Consider the following 17898-nt stretch of genomic DNA (forward strand, 5'->3'; position numbering starts at 1 on the left):
TGCCGGTGCCCGGCGAAGGGGCGGCGCATCGGTTGTGAAGGGGGGCGCGCGGGTGCGGCGGGCCCCGGGGCTGGTGGCACGCGGGGCGCGGCGCGGGTACCTTACGGAGACAGGTGGGGTCGGTCGCAGAGGCTAACTGCGGCAGGCTCGTGGATGGATCACGGAGTGTCCGCCCCTAGGTTCTGTGGGGACGGCCGCTCACCATCACACCCACCAGGTGGAGCCCACCGCAGTGGGTGCTGCGGCAGGCTCCTGGATGGTTCACGGAGTGTCCGCCCCTAGGTTGATTGGGGGCGGCCGCTCACCATCCGAAAATCCGCAAGATCCACCTCCTCCGGCACTGCACCGTCCGAAGACGGATCCGGTCCCAGCGGGTGGGCTTACGGTGGCGACCCATCGGCGCCCCCTTCCACGACACCGCCCAGTAGCCCGGTGGGACGGTCCGTCGGAAATCGGGCCGGGCCCCGAGGAGCGGGGTCCGGAACCAAATCCTTGGAAGGGGGCGCTCCAGCAACCTGGGGCGCCGACACGGACGTTATCGCCCTCGCCCCGGCTGACCAGCCCGTTTCCGCCCCGAACGCAACCGCGCGCCCCCGCACCACCCCGCGCGCCACCCCGCGCGCCACCCGCCGCGCAAAGCCCCAGGGCACGCGAAAGGCCGGCCACCCCACCCGGGTGACCGGCCCTGGAACCGCCCTAGGCCCTACCGCTTGTGCTGCGAGTCAGCCACCGTCACCTCGACGCGCTGGAACTCCTTCAGCTCGCTGTACCCGGTCGTGGCCATGGCCCGCTTCAGCGCACCGAAGAAGTTCATGGAGCCGTCCGGGATGTGCGAGGGGCCGGTGAGGACCTCCTCGATCGTGCCGACCGTGCCCAGGTCGACCTTCTTGCCGCGCGGCAGTTCCTCGTTGACCGCCTCCATGCCCCAGTGGTTGCCCTTGCCCGGCGCGTCCGTGGCGCGCGCGAGCGGGGAGCCCATCATCACCGCGTCGGCGCCGCAGGCGATGGCCTTGGGGAGGTCGCCGGACCAGCCGACACCGCCGTCGGCGATCACGTGCACGTACCGGCCGCCGGACTCGTCCATGTAGTCACGCCGGGCGGCGGCCACGTCCGCGACGGCCGTCGCCATCGGAACCTGGATGCCCAGCACGTTGCGCGTGGTGTGCGCCGCGCCGCCGCCGAAGCCGACCAGGACGCCCGCCGCGCCGGTGCGCATCAGGTGCAGGGCGGCGGTGTAGGTGGCGCAGCCGCCGACGATCACCGGGACGTCGAGCTCGTAGATGAACTGCTTCAGGTTCAGCGGCTCGTGCGAACCGGAGACGTGCTCCGCCGAGACCGTCGTACCGCGGATGACGAAGATGTCCACGCCCGCGTCCACGACGGCCTTGGAGAACTGCGCCGTGCGCTGCGGGGAGAGCGCGGCCGCGGTGACCACGCCCGAGTCGCGCACCTCCTTGATGCGCTGCCCGATCAGCTCCTCCTTGATGGGAGCGGCGTAGATCTCCTGGAGACGGCGGGTGGCGTTGTCCACGTCCAGCCCGGCGATCTCGTCGAGCAGCGGCTGCGGGTCCTCGTACCGCGTCCACAGGCCTTCGAGGTTCAGCACGCCGAGGCCGCCGAGCTCACCGATACGGATCGCGGTGGCCGGGGAGACGACCGAGTCCATGGGGGCGGCCAGGAAGGGCAGCTCGAACCGGTAGGCGTCGATCTGCCAGGCGATCGAGACCTCCTTCGGGTCGCGCGTACGACGGCTGGGGACGACGGCGATGTCGTCGAAGGCGTACGCCCGGCGGCCGCGCTTGCCGCGCCCGATCTCGATCTCAGTCACGATGTGTGGCCTTTCCCTGATGCGTTCAGCGTCTTCCAGTATCGCCGACGGGTACGACAAGGGCGGCCCCGGATGCCTCCGGGGCCGCCCTTGTCGGTTCGACGCCTACTTACGGCTGTAGTTCGGTGCCTCGACGGTCATCTGGATGTCGTGCGGGTGGCTCTCCTTGAGACCCGCCGAGGTGATCCTGACGAAGCGGCCCTTGGACTCCATCTCGTCGATGGTGGCCGCGCCGACGTAGCCCATGGTCTGGCGCAGCCCGCCGACGAGCTGGTGCAGGACGCTGGACAGCGGGCCCCGGTAGGGCACCTGGCCCTCGATGCCCTCGGGCACGAGCTTGTCGTCGGCGGAGATCTCGGCCTGGAAGTAGCGGTCCTTGGAGTACGACTTGCCCTGGCCCCGGGACTGCATGGCGCCGAGCGAGCCCATGCCGCGGTACGACTTGAACTGCTTGCCGTTGATGAACTGCAGCTCGCCCGGGGACTCCTCGCAGCCCGCGAGCAGCGAGCCCAGCATCACGGTGTCGGCGCCGGCGGCGAGCGCCTTGCCGATGTCGCCGGAGTACTGCAGGCCGCCGTCGCCGATCAGCGGGATGCCCGCGGGGCGGGCGGCGAGGGAGGCCTCGTAGATGGCGGTGACCTGCGGGACGCCGATACCGGCGACGACACGGGTCGTACAGATGGAGCCCGGCCCGACGCCGACCTTGATGCCGTCGACTCCGGCGTCGATCAGCGCCTGGGCGCCGTCGCGGGTGGCGACGTTGCCGCCGATCACGTCGATGCCGACGCTCGACTTGATCTTCGACATCCAGCTGAGGGCGTTGCTGTTGTGGCCGTGCGAGGTGTCGACGACCAGGAAGTCCACACCGGCCGCGGCGAGCGCCTGGGCGCGCTCCAGGGCCTCGGGGCTGGCACCGACGGCGGCACCGACGAGGAGCCGGCCCTCGGAGTCCTTGGCGGCGCTCGGGTACTTCTCCGCCTTGACGAAGTCCTTGACGGTGATCAGGCCCTTGAGGACACCGGAGTCGTCGACGAGCGGCAGCTTCTCGATCTTGTGCTTGCGCAGCAGGTCCATGGCGTCGGCGCCGGAGATGCCGACCTGGCCGGTGACCAGCGGCATCGGCGTCATGACCTCGCGCACCTGACGGCTGCGGTCCGACTCGAAGGCCATGTCCCGGTTGGTGACGATGCCGAGGAGCTTGCCGGCCGGGTCGGTGACCGGGACGCCGCTGATGCGGAACTTGGCGCACAGGGCGTCGGCCTCGGCGAGGGTCGCCTCCGGGTGCACGGTGATGGGGTCGGTGACCATCCCGGACTCGGACCGCTTCACCAGGTCGACCTGGTTGACCTGGTCCTCGACGGAGAGGTTGCGGTGCAGCACACCGACGCCGCCGAGGCGGGCCATCGCGATGGCCATGCGGGACTCGGTCACCTTGTCCATGGCCGCCGAGAGCAGCGGGATGTTCACCCGTACGTTGCGCGAGATGCGGGACGAGGTGTCGACCGCGTTGGGGAGCACCTCGGATGCACCCGGCAGCAGCAGCACGTCGTCGTAGGTCAGCCCGAGTGTCGCGAATTTACCGGGCACTCCGTCGACGCTTGCAGTCATGACACCTTCCCCAAATGGCCTTGATCGGTGCGGATGTCCATGCTAACGGGAAGCAGGGGTGGCACATTCCACGGTTCGGGCCGACTCCTGGCCTCGTAGTTTCGTACGGGACCGGCGCACCCGGTGTTCAACCGGGCAACTACTGCTCGGCCAGCGCCCGCAGCCTGCTCAGCGCCCGGTGCTGCGCCACCCGGACCGCACCGGGTGACATTCCCAACATCTGGCCCGTCTCCTCCGCCGTCAGCCCCACGGCGATACGAAGCAGCAGCAGCTCGCGCTGGTTCTCGGGGAGGTTGGCCATCAGTTTCTTGGCCCATTCGGCGTCACTGCTCAGCAGGGCCCGCTCCTCGGGGCCGAGCGAGTCGTCGGGCCGCTCGGGCATCTCGTCGGACGGGACGGCCGTGGAGCCGGGGTGGCGCATCGCGGCGCGCTGGAGGTCAGCGACCTTGTGCGCGGCGATGGCGAAGACGAACGCCTCGAAGGGGCGCCCGGTGTCCCGGTACCGCGGCAGGGCGAGCAGGACGGCTACGCAGACCTCCTGCGCGAGGTCCTCCACGAAGTGCCGGGCGTCGCCCGGGAGACGGGACAGCCGGGTGCGGCAGTAGCGCAGGGCCAGCGGGTGGACATGGGCGAGCAGGTCGTGCGTGGCCTGCTCGTCCCCCTCCACGGCGCTGTGCACGAGCGCACCGATCGCCCCATGGGGATGAGCCGCCTCGTCGTCACGCATCGGTCCATGGTGCACTGGCGTCGTTGGATCCGTGACATCGCGCTGGTTGTTGTGCACCGAAGCGTTATGAGCAGGTGCGCCGGAACTCATACCCTGCGCCCTCCCCTTCCGCTCGACCGAATCGTCCCCGAGAGACTCCACATCTCAAGGATGCGGCATCCGCCGCGAAACAAGCAGCGGGCGCCGACGTCACCGCCCGACCGATCTGGCGCCCGCGCCCTTTCAGGGGCGCGGGGAACCGCGCGACCAGCCACGAACAACCTGCGGCCTTATACGACCGCACCCGCTGAAACGCTCAGCGGACCAGGCCCCAACGGAACCCGAGCGCCACGGCGTGCGCCCGGTCCGAAGCACCGAGCTTCTTGAACAACCGGCGAGCGTGCGTCTTGACCGTGTCCTCGGACAGGAACAGCTCCCGTCCGATCTCGGCATTGGACCGGCCGTGACTCATGCCCTCGAGGACCTGGATCTCACGCGCTGTGAGCGTCGGCGCCGCGCCCATCTCCGCGGACCGCAACCGCCGCGGGGCGAGCCGCCAGGTCGGGTCGGCGAGCGCCTGCGTCACGGTCGCCCGCAGTTCCGCGCGGGACGCGTCCTTGTGCAGATAGCCGCGCGCACCGGCGGCCACCGCGAGAGCCACGCCGTCCAGGTCCTCCGCGACGGTGAGCATGATGATGCGCGCACCGGGGTCGGCGGACAGCAGCCGGCGCACGGTCTCGACGCCGCCCAGACCGGGCATGCGTACGTCCATCAGAATCAGGTCCGAACGGTCCGCACCCCAGCGGCGGAGGACTTCCTCGCCGTTGGCCGCGGTCGTCACGCGCTCGACGCCGGGCACGGTCGCGACCGCGCGGCGGAGCGCCTCTCGGGCAAGCGGGGAGTCGTCGCAGACGAGGACGGATGTCATGGCCGTCCTCCGCAGCTGATGCACGTCACCTTGAGCCTCCAGGCTGGTACGAAATCGTCACCTGTGCGGTCGACCGTCTCGGACGCCTGCCCGAGCGCTTGTGTCTTCAACCGCCTCCGCACTCTCAACGACGGTCACCCGAAAGAGTTACGGGGCCGTGCACCGTCTTCGGCACTCTACGTGAGGGCGTGGACACGGTGCAGACATGCGGGGCGGACCCACAACGTTTCATCACAACCCGTGCCCCATTCAGACCCTTTTCTTCCCATTTCCTGGTGTCTGAGGCTAGATTCGCAATGAGTCATATTTTCATCTCCTTAGATCGTAGACGTACGGTCTTGGACACCGCACAGTTCGACAACCTCCCAGATCGGTTACAAGGGGTCACGCAATGGCAGATTTCTCCCGCCTTCCCGGACCGAACGCGGACCTGTGGGACTGGCAGCTCCTGGCTGCCTGCCGCGGCGTGGACAGCTCGCTCTTCTTCCATCCGGAGGGCGAGCGCGGTGCGGCTCGAAGCGCTCGCGAGAACTCGGCCAAGGAGGTCTGCATGAGATGCCCGGTGCGCGCACAGTGCGCGGCGCACGCACTGGCGGTGAGAGAGCCGTACGGCGTGTGGGGCGGACTTACCGAGGACGAGCGCGAGGAGCTCATGGGACGGGCGCGGCACCGGCTGGTGTCCGCGGCCTCCGTCGGGAGCGGCGTATCGAACACCTGAAGGAACGTTTCTCCAGAGAGGGCACGCGACCGCGTGCCCTCTCTTCTGCGCTACTTCCGGCCCGCGGCGACCGCGAGCTGCTCCAGCGTCGCCGCCACCGCCGGCACCTGGGCCAGGTCGGGCAGGGTGAGCGCGACGATCTCCCGCCGGACGGCCGGTTCCAGCGCGACCGTGCGCGCACCCCGGGGCCGTACGGACTCAATCGCCAGCTGGGGCAGGACGGCGACGCCCAGGCCCGCGCCCACCAGGCCGACCACCGCCGGATAGTCGTCGGTCGCGAAGTCGATCCGGGGTGTGAAGCCGGCGCCCTCGCACACCTCCACCAACTGGCCGCGGCAGCGCGGGCATCCGGCGATCCACGGCTCCCCCGCGAGCTCCCCGATGGCCACAGACCCCGCGCGCGCGAGCCGGTGCCGCTCCGGTACGAGGGCGACGAGCCGGTCGGTCAGCAGGGGCCGTACGACGAGGTCGTCCCACTCGTCGCCGGCCGCGGCACCCTCGTACCGGAAGGCGAGCGCGAGGTCGCAGTCGCCCTCCCTCAACAGGCCGACGGAGTGCGGTGGTTCGGCCTCCTCCAGGGAGACCCGGGTGCCGGGGTGGGCGGCGCGCAGGGCGGCGAGGGCGGTGGGGACGAGAGTGGAGCTGCCGCTGGGGAAGGAGACCAGCCGGACGCGGCCGGCGCGGAGTCCGGCGATGGCGGCGACCTCCTCCTCGGCCGCCGTGAGTCCGGCCAGGATGCCGGAGGCGTGCCGCACCAGCGCCTCTCCCGCCTGCGTCAGCCGCATCTCGCGCCCGCTGCGGATCAGCAACGGCGTGCCGACGGAGGCCTCCAGGGCCTTCATCTGCTGGCTCACCGCGGGCTGGGTGCAGCCCAGTTCGCGCCCCGCGGCGGAGAAGGAGCCGTTGACGGCGACGGCACGCAGGACACGGAGATGGCGGGCTTCGATCACCTTTTGAGGATAAGCGGTGCTTTGGCACCGCGCCGAATAACGCGTGGCGCCTTTGGGGACCGGTCGCCTACCGTGCCCTTCATGAAGCTTCTGTCGGTGAATCTGGGCCGTGCGAAGGCCGTGTCGTACACGGACAACCCGGAGGGCCTCACCGGTATCGACAAGCGGCCGGCCGACGGGCCCGTGCGGGTGGCGGCACCGGGTCCCAAGGGCATCGGCGGGAGCGCGCTGGCCGGGGACGCGGTGTGCAAGAAGCAGCACCACGGCGGCGACGACCAGGCGGTGTACGCGGTCGCGCGGGAGGACCTGGACGACTGGGAGCGCGAGCTGGGGCGCACGCTGGCCAACGGCTTCTTCGGCGAGAACCTCACGACGCAGGGCATCGACGTCTCCGGCGCGCTGATCGGCGAACGCTGGCGCATCGGGCCCGAGGTGGTGCTGGAGATCACCAGCGCGCGGATCCCGTGCGGCACCTTCCAGGGCCACATGGGCGAGCAGCGGTGGGTGAAGCGGTTCACGCAGAAGGGCGCTCCGGGGGCGTATCTCAGGGTGATCGAGCCCGGTGAGATCCGTACCGGGGATCCCGTCGAGATCGTGCACCGGCCGGACCACGACGTGACGGTCGCGCTGGCGTTCCGCGCGATGACCACCGAACGGCCGCTCCAGCCACGGCTGTTGGCGGCAGGCGAGGCACTCCATCCGGAGCTGCGGCAGTGGGCGCTCGACTATGCGGAGAAGTACGGCGCCTGACGGGCCCTCGGCAGGCGGACGGTGTCGGTCCAGGTCATTAACCTTGCGCCATGACAACGGCATTGATTACGGGATCGACCGCGGGCATCGGTGCCGCGTTCGCACGACGGCTGGCGGCTGACGGGCACAACCTGGTGCTGGTGGCCCGCGACACCAAGCGGCTCCAGGAGCAGGCGACCGAACTGCACGACCGTCACGGCATCGAGGCGGAAATCCTCACCGCCGACCTCGCCGAGGACACCGGCATCGAGGCGGTCGCCGCCCGTCTCTCCGACCGCAGGTCCCCCGTCGACCTCCTGGTCAACAACGCGGGCTTCGGCAACAAGGGCCGCTATCTCGACGTCTCCATGGCCGACGAGCTGAAGATGCTCAAGGTGCACTGCGAGGCGGTACTGCGGCTGACGTCCGCGGCGACGGAGGCGATGCGGGAGCGGGGGCGGGGCGGTGTCGTGAACGTCGCCTCGGTGGCGGCCTTCGTGCCGCGCGGGACGTACGGCGCCTCGAAGGCGTGGGTCGTGCAGTTCACGCAGGGTGTGGCGAAGGACCTGGCGGGCACCGGCGTACGGCTGATGGCCCTGTGCCCCGGCTTCGTCCGCACCGAGTTCCACCAGCGGGCCGGGATGGGCACGGACAACATCCCCGGCTGGATGTGGCTCGACGCGGACAAGCTGGTCGCCGCCGCCCTCGCCGACCTGTCCCGCGGCAAGTCCCTGTCGATCCCGGACCCGCGTTACAAGGCGCTCATGGGTCTGGTGAAGGTGGCGCCCCGGGGCCTGTTGGGCGGGATCAGCTCGAAGACGGGGCGGAAGTACGGGCCGCAGTAGGGTTCCGCTCGCGCGCGCGGACGCCACAGGCGGACAATGGTGGCGTACTACCGGACCCAGGGGGGCCGGCCGGAGGCGACGGTGCCATGACCTTCGTACAGCTCATCGAGTGCAGGACCAGCCGTTTCGACGAGATGGACCGGCTGATGGACACCTGGGTCGAGCGGACCAAGGGGAAGCGCACCGCGACGCACGCGGTGGTCGGGAAGGACCGGGCCGACGCGTCGCACTTCGTCGAGATCGTGGAGTTCCCGTCGTACGAGGACGCGATGCGCAACTCCGGGCTGCCGGAGACGGAGAAGATCTTCCAGGAGATGGTCGCGCTGTGTGACGTGGCGCCCACGTTCACCGACCTCGACGTGGTGCGGGACGAGCAGCTCAACACGGTCGTCGCACGGGAGTTCTTCGAGCGGGCCGGGCGCGGTGACACCGCGGAGTTGTTCGAACGGTTCGACGAGGACTTCCGGGATCACCTGCCGTCCCGTCCCGGGGATCTGGGGCTGGCGGCGTCGCGCGAGGAGTACGAGGGGTGGCGGCGGGCCTTCGAGTTCACCTTCCGGGTGGACGACCAGATCGCCCAGGACGACCGGGTGTGCACCCGCTGGACCTGGGCCGGGAAGCACACCGGCGAGTTCGTGGGCGTTGCCGCGACCGGGCAGAACGTGACCATGACCGGGACCACCTGGCACCGGTTCCGGGACGGGAGGATCTGCGAGGGGTGGTGGCAGTTCGACCTGGCGGGGCTGATGGAACAGCTGGGGGTGCTCGGAGAATGACGGCACGACTCCCTTGACCCGCGAAGGGGAAAGCCCCCGCTCCCTCGGTGAGGGGGCGGGGGCTCCTTTTCGAGCTGTGGGCTCAGTGGGAGTGGCCGTGACCGGCGGCGGCCGGCTCCTCCTCTTCCTTCTTCTCGACGACCAGGGTCTCGGTCGTGAGGAGGAGGGAGGCGATGGAGGCGGCGTTCTCCAGGGCGGAGCGGGTGACCTTCACCGGGTCGATGACGCCGGCCTTGACCAGGTCGCCGTACTCGCCGGTGGCGGCGTTGAAGCCCTGGCCCTTGTCGAGCTCGGCGACCTTGGAGGTGATGACGTAACCCTCCAGGCCGGCGTTCTCGGCGATCCAGCGCAGCGGCTCGACGACGGCCCTGCGGACCACGGCGACACCGGTGGCCTCGTCGCCGGTCTTGCCCAGACCGCCCTCGAGGACCTTGGCGGCGTGGACGAGCGCGGAGCCACCACCGGAGACGATGCCCTCCTCGACCGCGGCGCGGGTCGCGGAGATGGCGTCCTCCAGACGGTGCTTCTTCTCCTTCAGCTCCACCTCGGTGGCGGCGCCGACCTTGATCACGCACACGCCGCCGGCCAGCTTCGCGAGGCGCTCCTGGAGCTTCTCGCGGTCCCAGTCGGAGTCGGTGTTCTCGATCTCGGCCTTGATCTGGGCGACGCGGCCCGTGACCTCGGAGGAGTCGCCGGCACCGTCGACGACCGTGGTGTCGTCCTTGGTGACGGTGACGCGGCGGGCGGTGCCCAGCACGTCCAGGCCGACCTGGTCGAGCTTGAGGCCGACCTCCTCGGAGATGACCGTGGCGCCGGTGAGGACCGCGAGGTCCTGCAGCATCGCCTTGCGGCGGTCACCGAAGCCGGGGGCCTTGACGGCGACCGCGTTGAAGGTGCCGCGGATCTTGTTGACGACCAGGGTCGACAGGGCCTCGCCGTCGACGTCCTCGGCGATGATCAGCAGCGGCTTGGAGGCACCCGACTGGATGACCTTCTCGAGCAGCGGCAGCAAGTCCTGGATCGAGGAGATCTTGCCCTGGTTGATGAGGATGTAGGGGTCCTCGAGGACGGCCTCCATGCGCTCCTGGTCCGTCACGAAGTACGGCGACAGGTAGCCCTTGTCGAAGGCCATGCCCTCGGTGAAGTCCAGCTCCAGACCGAAGGTGTTGGACTCCTCGACGGTGATGACACCGTCCTTGCCGACCTTGTCCATCGCCTCGGCGATGAGCTCGCCGACCTGGCTGTCCTGGGCGGACAGACCGGCGACGGCGGCGATGTCGGACTTCTCGTCGATCGGGCGGGCGGTCGCGAGGAGCTCCTCGGAGACCGCGGCCACGGCCGCGTCGATGCCCTTCTTGAGCAGCGCCGGGGAAGCACCCGCGGCGACGTTCTTCAGGCCCTCGCGGACCAGCGCCTGGGCGAGCACGGTGGCGGTGGTCGTACCGTCGCCCGCGATGTCGTTGGTCTTGGTCGCCACCTCCTTCACCAGCTGCGCGCCGAGGTTCTCGTACGGGTCGTCGAGCTCGACCTCGCGGGCGATCGTGACACCGTCGTTGGTGATGGTGGGGGCGCCGAACTTCTTGTCGATGACGACGTTGCGGCCCTTGGGGCCGATCGTCACCTTCACCGTGTCGGCAAGCTTGTTGACGCCGCGCTCAAGGGCGCGACGGGCGTCCTCGTCGAACTTCAGAATCTTCGCCATGGGAGCGGTTCAGCCCTCTCGAAAACGTGGGTGAAACGAACTGCGCCCCGGACGCCCGGCTTCATAAGGTCGCGGGGAGGCCGGGGCGCAGCTCACAAGCAAAAAGTGCTTGGGGTAACCGGGAATTCTGGGGGTGACCCCCCAGACCCCTTCTACTTCTCGATGATCGCGAGAACGTCGCGAGCCGAGAGGACGAGGTACTCCTCGCCGTTGTACTTCACTTCGGTGCCGCCGTACTTGCTGTACAGCACGATGTCGCCGACTGCGACGTCGAGCGGAAGACGGTTACCGTCCTCGAAGCGGCCCGGGCCCACGGCCAGGACGACGCCCTCCTGGGGCTTCTCCTTCGCCGTGTCCGGGATGACCAGGCCAGAGGCGGTGGTCTGCTCGGCGTCGAGCGGCTGGACCACAATGCGGTCCTCGAGCGGCTTGATGGCAACCTTGGAGCTGGTGGTCGTCACGATCCGACCTCCCCCTTCGGAGATCACGGGGTTGACTGTCTGAGGTGGCGACCAGGTGGATCCGTCGTCGCGGGTGCCGGACCTGCCCGTCGCTGTGTTGGCACTCTCCAGTGGGGAGTGCCAGACCTGAGACTATGACCGCGATTAGCACTCGGTCAAGCGGAGTGCCAATACGCCACGAGACGACGGTCACGTCGGCCGCCTCGGCAGGGGCACCCCGCGGTCACTGGAGGTAGTCCTCCAGCCGCCCCACCGTCAGACCCCGTCGCTGGATCTCCCGCAGGACGCTCGTCGTGCGTTCCGTCAGGGTCGGGCCCGTCGCGTCACCGGAGGCCACCGACACGATGTCCCCCGCACGCAGCGGCCGCCGCGGTGTCCCGGCCTCGACCGGGACGCTCCACAGCACGACCGCCGAGATTCCGCAGTCGGCCGCCGCGCGGAGGGTCGTGGCGTCGTACGTGCCGTAGGGCGGGCGCAGGAGCCGGGGCCGGATGCCGAAGCGGGACCGCACCTTCTCCTGCTGGCCGCAGATCTCGGCGCGCTGGCCGGTGTACGGCAGGCCGCGCAGGGAGGGATGGTCGAGGGTGTGGTTCTGGATGCTCGCGCCGACCGACTGGAGGCGCGCGAAGTGGCCGTACCCGGGGCCGACGACGCTGTCCGTGAGGAACATGCTGACGGGCAGGCGCAGTTCACGGACCATGTCGACGAACCGCGGGTCCCGCTCGGCCCCGTCGTCGTAGGTGAGGAAGACGACCTTGTCGGACGTGCGGACCCGCTGCACCACCGGCGGGGCGCCCCGGCCCGCGGCCACGCGGCGCGCCGGCGGTCGCGGGGGCGCGGGCAGCGGGGCGGCGAGACCCCAGTGGCGGTACGGCCGGGTGTGCGTCCCTGCCGGCCCGTACGACCCCACCCGCTGCGCCGCCTTCCTGCCCAGCCGCTCGATGGGGTCGACGGACGGGGCGCAGCCGGTGAGCAGCAGGGCCGCCAGCCCGGCGGCGAGAAGCGTCCGCGGTCTCACAGGTAGTCCTCGATGCGCGCGACGGCGTACCCCTCGGCCGTGACCTTGTCCAGGAAGCGGCGGACCATGTCGGGCATCGTGCCCTTCCAGTCCTCGCGGCCCCGGAAGTGGCTGAGCACGATGTCGCCGGGGTGGATCCTCTGGTCGTCCTCGCGGTACTCCCAGTGGTCGACGTAGACCTCCTCGTTCCAGATCGGCGCGTATCTGACGCCGCAGGACTTCGCGGCGCGCAGGGTGTCCTCGTTGTAGTTGCCGTAGGGCGGGCGGAAGAGCGCGGGCCGCGTGCCGTACTGCTTCTCGATGACGTCCTGCATGCCGCAGATCTCGCGCTTCTGGCGGGAGTAGGACAGCGCCGGCAGGTAGGGGTGGTGGAGGGTGTGGTTGTTGAGCCCGATCCCTGCCCGCTGCATCTTCCTGAAGTACCCGTAGTCGTTCTTGATCAGGTAGTCGCTGAGGAAGGCGGTGTACGGGACCTTCAGCTCGCTCATCATCCGCAGGAACGCGGGGTCCTTCTCGGCGCCGTCGTCGATGGTGAGGAAGACGACCTTGTGCCGGGTGGGGATCGTGGTGAAGACCGGCGGGAGCTCCTTCTCCTCGTGGCCGTCGACCTCGAAGCCGTCGCGGGTGGTGATGCGCGGCTTCTCCGCGGGCGCGGGCGGTGCCTCGAGGGGGACCTTCTTCAGGCCCCAGCGCCTGGCGGCGGCGATCCGGGCCTGCTCGGCGCGGAGTCTGGCGGCCTGGACGCGGATCCTGTCGGCCTGGCGGTCGGCGGCGGGGGCCGGGGGCGCCTCGAGAGGCCGCCGCGCCTCGGTCCCGTCGGGCCGGGCGCAGCCGGACACCAGGGCGGCCGCCGCCAGGAGGACGAGCCCACCGCGGATCGCTACCAAAAATGCACTGTTTTTATAGTTTTGTCCTACCGTTCCCATGAGGCCGGATCCTCGCAGGCCACCGCATCGCACCCGGGCCGACACCGCCGCCGCGGGCACGCCGTCCACCGACTGGCCCACAATGACCCGGTGAACGACCTCGACCTCCTCCTCACCCCCGAGGGCCTCGCCCTCCTCGACGAAGTGCGCGGCACCGCCCCCGCCGACGAACTCGCCGTGGCCACCCGGCAGCGCCGCGAGCACCCCGCCGAACTGGTCTCCGCGGCACTCGGCCAGGCCCGGCTGCGACAGCGGGCGGCGGCGAAATTCGGGGCCGAGGACGCGGGGCGGATGTTCTTCACGCCGAACGGGGTCGAGCAGTCGACGCGGGCGAGCGTGGCGGCGTATCGCGCGGAGCGTTTCAGGGCACTCGGAGTGCGGTCGGTCGCCGACCTGTGCTGCGGGATCGGCGGTGACGCGATCGCGCTGGCCCGGGCCGGGATCCGGGTCCTCGCGGTGGACCGGGACCCGCTGACGGCGGCGGCCGCGCGGGCGAACGCCGACGCGCTGGGACTGGCCGGGCTGATCGACGTACGGGAGGCGGACGTCACGGAGGTCGACACGGCCTCGTACGACGCCGTGTTCGTGGACCCCGCACGGCGCGGTGGGCGCGGGCGGATCTTCGACCCGGAGGCCTACTCACCGCCGCTGTCCTGGGCCGTGCGGGCGGCTCTCAAGGCCCCGCTGGCCGCGCTGAAGGTCGCCCCCGGCATTCCGCACGAGGCGGTCCCCGCGGCGGCCGGGGCGGAGTGGATCTCCGACGGCGGGGACGTGAAGGAGGCGGTGCTGTGGTTCGGCACCGCGCCGGGCGACGTACGGGCGACGCTGCTGCCGGGACCGCGGACCCTGCTCGGCCGGGGGCTCCCCGATCCCGAAGTCCGTTCCGTGGGGCGGTACTTGTACGAGCCGGACGGCGCCGTCATCCGGGCCCATCTGGTCGCCGAGGTGGCTCAGGAGGTCGCGGGCGGACTCGTCGACCCCACCATCGCGTACGTGACCTCGGACTCCCTGCTCGCGACGCCGTACGCCAGCGCCTACGAGATCACCGACCAACTCCCCTTCAACGTGAAGAAGTTGAAGGCACTGCTGCGGGAGCGGGGGGTGGGGATCCTGACCGTGAAGAAGCGGGGGTCGGCCGTCGAGCCGGAGGAGTTGCGGCGCAAGGCCCTTCCGAAGCAGCAGGGGCCGAACTCGGCGACCGTGTTCCTGACCCGGGTCGCGGGGGCACCGACCATGCTGATCGGCGCCCCCGCGACGGCTGTCACTGGTGCTGGACCGTCCTGAGCGGCTCCAGGTGCGGGTCGGCGCCGGCCGCGCCCGGTCGTGCCGCGACGGCCGCCGGGCCGGTGTCGGCGCGCAGGGCCTGACTGCTCATCGCGGTGCTCGCGGGTATGTCGCCGTTGTAGTACGGGTGGTAGGTCACGTAGTTGCCGTTCGCGGCGGCCGAGGCGCCCGCGCTGCTCAGCGCGCCCGCCGTCACCGAGGCCGTACCGCCGAAGGCGATCACGGAGTTGGTGCTCGCGGACTCGCGCAGCAGATAGCTCGAGACCTCCTTCGACAGGGCGGGGCGCGAGGTCCACAGCACGGGGCCGAAGATGTTCATCGCCGCCGCCGCGGACAGGCCGTCGCGCCAGGAGCCGGCGTAGGCGAGAGCCACGGTGTTCGGCGCGCTCCACCAGAACTTGGCGAGGTTCACCGAGAGGGCTTCCTTGGTACCGCCCGTGACCGGGTAGTACGAGTACGTGGAGGGCCACTTGGACAACGACGTGTGGGTCAGCGCGTACTTGGCGTCCGAGCCCACCGTGATGACCATGGTCTTGTCCGGGTTGAGGCCGTTGAGGTACGACTTCACCGACGAGGACAGCTTCTTGCCGTTGGTGAGGACGAGGCCGCCCGCGCTGCTCGTGCCGTCGGCACCGGCCGCGGCGGCCGCCGGGAGGGACGCGTAGGCGTCGGTGCCGGAGGCGAGGAAGACGTACTTCGGGCTGGTGGTGATCGTCTTGGTGACGGCGACCGAGGTCGCGAAGCGGTCCGCGCCGGTCAGCCTCTTCGGCGTGAAGCCGAGGGCCTTCACCTGGGAGGTGACGGAGCTGGTCAGGATGCCCGTGTTGCCGAGGAGGTACACGTTGGCGCCCGGCTTCAGCACCCGCTTCAGCTCGGCCTTCACCGCCGCGGACAGCCCGGTCTTCGGGGTCGGCAGGACCGGCCCCTGCTTCTTGCCGGCCAGCGCGGGCGCGGTGAGCGCGTACGCCGTGCTGTCCCGGTTGGTCAGCACCGCGGCCTTGGCGTCCAGCAGGCCCGGCACGTGCTGTCCGACCTTGTTCCAGGTCCAGCGGGACCCGGCGACGGTGGTGGTGTAGCTGTCGGAGCCCCAGACGCGGGCGGTGTTGTTCTTCCGCATCGGCTGCCAGCTGGGGTTGCTGCCCTGCGGGGTGCCCGGGACGGCCGTCACCTCACCGCCGGCCAGGTCGACGTACGCGGTGGTGTGCACGTCGGCGCTGTCGCCCGTGGTGTGCGCGTCGAAGACGATGCGTGTGCCGGTCGGCGACCAGGACGGGTTGACGGCGTAACCGGGGCCCGTGGTGATCTGCTTGACGTCGGTGCCGTCGGCGTTCGCCGTGAAGATCTGGAGCTTGCCGTCGGTGTCCTTGCGGACGAAGGCCAGCTTGGTGCCGTCGGGCGAGTAGGCGGGCTGCTCCGCGTTGGTCAGCACCCGCTTGACCGTCTTCGCGGACGGGTCGTAGACGTAGATTCCGCCGTTGTCGTAGCAGTCGTTGGTCCGGCGCGCGAAGGCGAGTTGGCCGGACGGGCTCGCCGTCGGGTCGGTGTCGCAGACGGTGGACGGTTCCAGGGCCGACGTCAGCAGCGGGCTGGGCGCGTAGGAGCCGTCGGAGGGGCCGTAGGCGAGCTGGCCGCCGGTGGAGAAGACGACGTAACGGCCGCCCCACCCGTAGGTCAGGTCCTCGTAGACGGCGATGGAGCGCATGCCCTGCGCGAGGGGCAGGGTGATCTTCGAGCCGCCGCTGGGGCGGATGCTGGTGAGCGTCTGGCCGTTGGCGGCGACGAACCGGCTGCCGTCCGGCGCCCAGGCCCCGTAGGAGCCCGTGCCGGCGTTCGGGATCTGGGCGGTCGCCCCGGTGGCCGGGGTGACGAGCACCGGGCCGTCGGTCAGGATCCGGCCCTCGGTGCCGGGCCAGGGCCCCGCGTCGTCGGCGGCGGCGCCGGGCGCGGCGGACAGGGTGCCCACCGCGGCGAGAGCCGCCGCGGTCGCGAGCGCCGCGGCACGGCGGCGCGTGAACAGTCTCAAGTTGTCATCCCCCACACGGGTCTTCACAGCCTCACCACAGAGGCTGGATCACTGTAGATCGTGACCGGGACACGAAGGGAACGAATTTACCTATGAACAACCGTTCGACAATGGATTACTGACCGCACTCCCGCGCCCGGTCCAGCAGCAGTTCCCGCTCACGTTCGTTGCGGGTCAGCGCGGCCGCCCGCTCGAACTCGGCCCGCGCCTCCGCCGTACGCCCGAGACGCGCGAGCAGGTCGCCGCGCACGCTCGGCAGCAAGTGGTAGTCGCCCAGGGCGGGTTCACCGACGAGGGCGTCCACGATCTCCAGGGCCGGGCCCGGACCGTCGGCCATCGAGACGGCGACCGCCCGGTTGAGCTCGACGACCGGGGAGGGGGCGCGGGCGGCGAGCAGACCGTAGAGGGTGGCGATGGCCCGCCAGTCGGTCTCCTCGTAGGAGTACGCGTGCGCGTGGCAGGCGGCGATGGCGGCCTGGAGGGCGTAGGGGCCGGGGGCACCGGAGGCCGTGGCGTCGGCGCGGGCCAGGGCCTTGATGCCGCGGGCGACGAGCATGCGGTTCCAGCGGCTGCGGTGCTGGTCCTTGAGGAGCACCGGTTCGCCGCGCGGTCCGGTGCGGGCTGCCGTACGGGAGGCCTGGAACTCCAACAGGGAGGCGAGGCCGTGCACTTCGGGTTCCTTGGGCATCAGGGCGGACAGCAGGCGGGCCAGACGCAGGGCGTCCTCGCACAGGGAGGGACGCAGCCAGTCGTCGCCGGCCGTGGCGGCGTAACCCTCGTTGAAGATCAGGTAGATGACGTCGAGGACCGAGCCGAGACGGGCCTCGCGGTCGGGGCCGTAGGGCACCTCGAAGGCGATGTTCCTCGTGGCGAGGGTCCGCTTGGCGCGCACGATCCGCTGGGCGACCGTCGCCTCCGGGACGAGGAAGGCGCGGGCGATCTCCGGGGTGGTCAGGCCGCCCAGGAGACGCAGGGTGAGAGCGGTACGGGCCTCCGCGGACAGGACCGGGTGACAGGTGGTGAAGACGAGCCTGAGCAGGTCGTCGTCGATGTCCTCGGGGTCGGCGGGCTCCTCCGGCGGGGCGGTGTCCGACAGGTCCCGGCCGATCTCGGCCAGCTTGCGGGCGTAGTTCTCCCGGCGCCGGACCAGGTCCACGGCCCGCCGACGCGCGATGGCCATGAGCCAGGCGCCGGGGTTGTCGGGGACGCCGTCGCGCGGCCACTGCTCGAGGGCGGCGACCAGCGCGTCCTGCGCGAGCTCCTCGGCGATTCCTACGTCCCGTACGACGCGGGTGACGCCGGCGATGATGCGGGGCGACTCCATGCGGAAGACGGTCTCGACGGAGGTGCGGGCGTCGGTGCGGGCGTCGGTGTGGGAGGGCTGTGAGGTGGTCAC

16 protein-coding genes are annotated in these 17898 nt (G+C 70.6%); 5 read left to right on the forward strand and 11 right to left on the reverse strand.

Annotated features, from left to right (window positions below; genetic code table 11):
- Positions 1–703: 703 nt before the first annotated feature.
- The 4 genes from ACFYRX_RS03600 to ACFYRX_RS03615 form a co-directional block, all read right to left on the reverse strand.
- Positions 704–1828 carry a GuaB3 family IMP dehydrogenase-related protein gene (locus ACFYRX_RS03600; RefSeq protein ID WP_389096245.1) on the reverse strand — a complete coding sequence of 375 codons (1125 nt, stop codon included), beginning with the start codon at positions 1826–1828 and terminating at the stop codon, positions 704–706.
- A gap of 105 nt (positions 1829–1933) precedes the next feature.
- Positions 1934–3436 carry an IMP dehydrogenase gene (guaB, locus tag ACFYRX_RS03605; protein WP_389096247.1) on the reverse strand — a complete coding sequence of 501 codons (1503 nt, stop codon included), beginning with the start codon at positions 3434–3436 and terminating at the stop codon, positions 1934–1936.
- A gap of 139 nt (positions 3437–3575) precedes the next feature.
- Positions 3576–4163, reverse strand: coding sequence for a sigma-70 family RNA polymerase sigma factor (locus tag ACFYRX_RS03610; RefSeq protein ID WP_328749767.1), 588 nt, complete (start codon positions 4161–4163; stop codon positions 3576–3578).
- 295 nt (positions 4164–4458) lie between these two features.
- Positions 4459–5070, reverse strand: a complete 612-nt coding sequence (locus ACFYRX_RS03615) for a response regulator transcription factor (RefSeq protein WP_003948568.1) — start codon at positions 5068–5070, stop codon at positions 4459–4461.
- A 391-nt stretch (positions 5071–5461) separates the two neighbouring features.
- Here ACFYRX_RS03615 and ACFYRX_RS03620 point away from each other — a divergent pair, with 391 nt between their 5' ends.
- Positions 5462–5788: a WhiB family transcriptional regulator gene (locus ACFYRX_RS03620; protein ID WP_389096249.1), complete on the forward strand. Its 327-nt coding sequence runs from the start codon at positions 5462–5464 to the stop codon at positions 5786–5788.
- 50 nt (positions 5789–5838) lie between these two features.
- Here the strand turns inward: ACFYRX_RS03620 and ACFYRX_RS03625 are convergent, their stop codons facing one another.
- Entirely contained in the window at positions 5839–6738 is a 900-nt protein-coding gene (locus ACFYRX_RS03625; RefSeq protein WP_389096251.1) for a LysR family transcriptional regulator, read from the reverse strand.
- An 81-nt stretch (positions 6739–6819) separates the two neighbouring features.
- Between ACFYRX_RS03625 and ACFYRX_RS03630 the strand changes: the two genes are divergently transcribed.
- The 3 genes from ACFYRX_RS03630 (at position 6820) to ACFYRX_RS03640 (ending at position 9088) form a co-directional block, all read left to right on the forward strand.
- Positions 6820–7488: an MOSC domain-containing protein gene (locus ACFYRX_RS03630; RefSeq protein ID WP_389096252.1), complete on the forward strand. Its 669-nt coding sequence runs from the start codon at positions 6820–6822 to the stop codon at positions 7486–7488.
- Positions 7489–7538: 50 nt separating this feature from the next.
- A complete protein-coding gene (locus ACFYRX_RS03635) occupies positions 7539–8312 on the forward strand; it encodes an SDR family NAD(P)-dependent oxidoreductase (RefSeq protein ID WP_389096254.1) in 774 nt (257 codons plus the stop codon).
- 86 nt (positions 8313–8398) lie between these two features.
- Positions 8399–9088, forward strand: coding sequence for an ester cyclase (locus ACFYRX_RS03640; RefSeq protein WP_389096256.1), 690 nt, complete (start codon positions 8399–8401; stop codon positions 9086–9088).
- A gap of 82 nt (positions 9089–9170) precedes the next feature.
- Here the strand turns inward: ACFYRX_RS03640 and groL are convergent, their stop codons facing one another.
- The 4 genes from groL to ACFYRX_RS03660 all read right to left on the reverse strand — a co-directional run bounded on the left by groL (position 9171) and on the right by ACFYRX_RS03660 (position 13195).
- Positions 9171–10790 (reverse strand): chaperonin GroEL, encoded by a 1620-nt coding sequence (groL, locus tag ACFYRX_RS03645; RefSeq protein WP_389096257.1) that lies wholly within the window; start codon positions 10788–10790, stop codon positions 9171–9173.
- Between the two features lie 152 nt (positions 10791–10942).
- Positions 10943–11251 carry a co-chaperone GroES gene (gene groES / locus ACFYRX_RS03650; protein ID WP_171145943.1) on the reverse strand — a complete coding sequence of 103 codons (309 nt, stop codon included), beginning with the start codon at positions 11249–11251 and terminating at the stop codon, positions 10943–10945.
- Positions 11252–11474: 223 nt separating this feature from the next.
- Entirely contained in the window at positions 11475–12269 is a 795-nt protein-coding gene (locus ACFYRX_RS03655; protein WP_389096259.1) for a polysaccharide deacetylase family protein, read from the reverse strand.
- The gene (locus ACFYRX_RS03660) at positions 12266–13195 is read right to left on the reverse strand and encodes a polysaccharide deacetylase family protein (RefSeq protein ID WP_389096261.1); all 930 of its coding nucleotides are present in this window, start codon (positions 13193–13195) and stop codon (positions 12266–12268) included. The genes ACFYRX_RS03655 and ACFYRX_RS03660 overlap by 4 nt, the downstream gene beginning before the upstream one ends.
- A gap of 90 nt (positions 13196–13285) precedes the next feature.
- On the opposite strand from ACFYRX_RS03660, the gene ACFYRX_RS03665 reads away from it, so the two are divergent.
- Positions 13286–14479: a methyltransferase domain-containing protein gene (locus ACFYRX_RS03665; RefSeq protein ID WP_389096263.1), complete on the forward strand. Its 1194-nt coding sequence runs from the start codon at positions 13286–13288 to the stop codon at positions 14477–14479.
- Here the strand turns inward: ACFYRX_RS03665 and ACFYRX_RS03670 are convergent.
- Together ACFYRX_RS03670 and ACFYRX_RS03675 are read right to left on the reverse strand one after the other, a co-directional pair.
- Positions 14457–16502 (reverse strand): cell wall-binding repeat-containing protein, encoded by a 2046-nt coding sequence (locus tag ACFYRX_RS03670; protein WP_389096264.1) that lies wholly within the window; start codon positions 16500–16502, stop codon positions 14457–14459. The genes ACFYRX_RS03665 and ACFYRX_RS03670 overlap by 23 nt on opposite strands.
- Before the next feature lie 115 nt (positions 16503–16617).
- Positions 16618–17898, reverse strand: a complete 1281-nt coding sequence (locus tag ACFYRX_RS03675) for an RNA polymerase sigma factor (protein WP_389096265.1) — start codon at positions 17896–17898, stop codon at positions 16618–16620.

The organism is Streptomyces sp. NPDC005374 (genome assembly GCF_042872225.1).
Classification (GTDB): domain Bacteria; phylum Actinomycetota; class Actinomycetes; order Streptomycetales; family Streptomycetaceae; genus Streptomyces.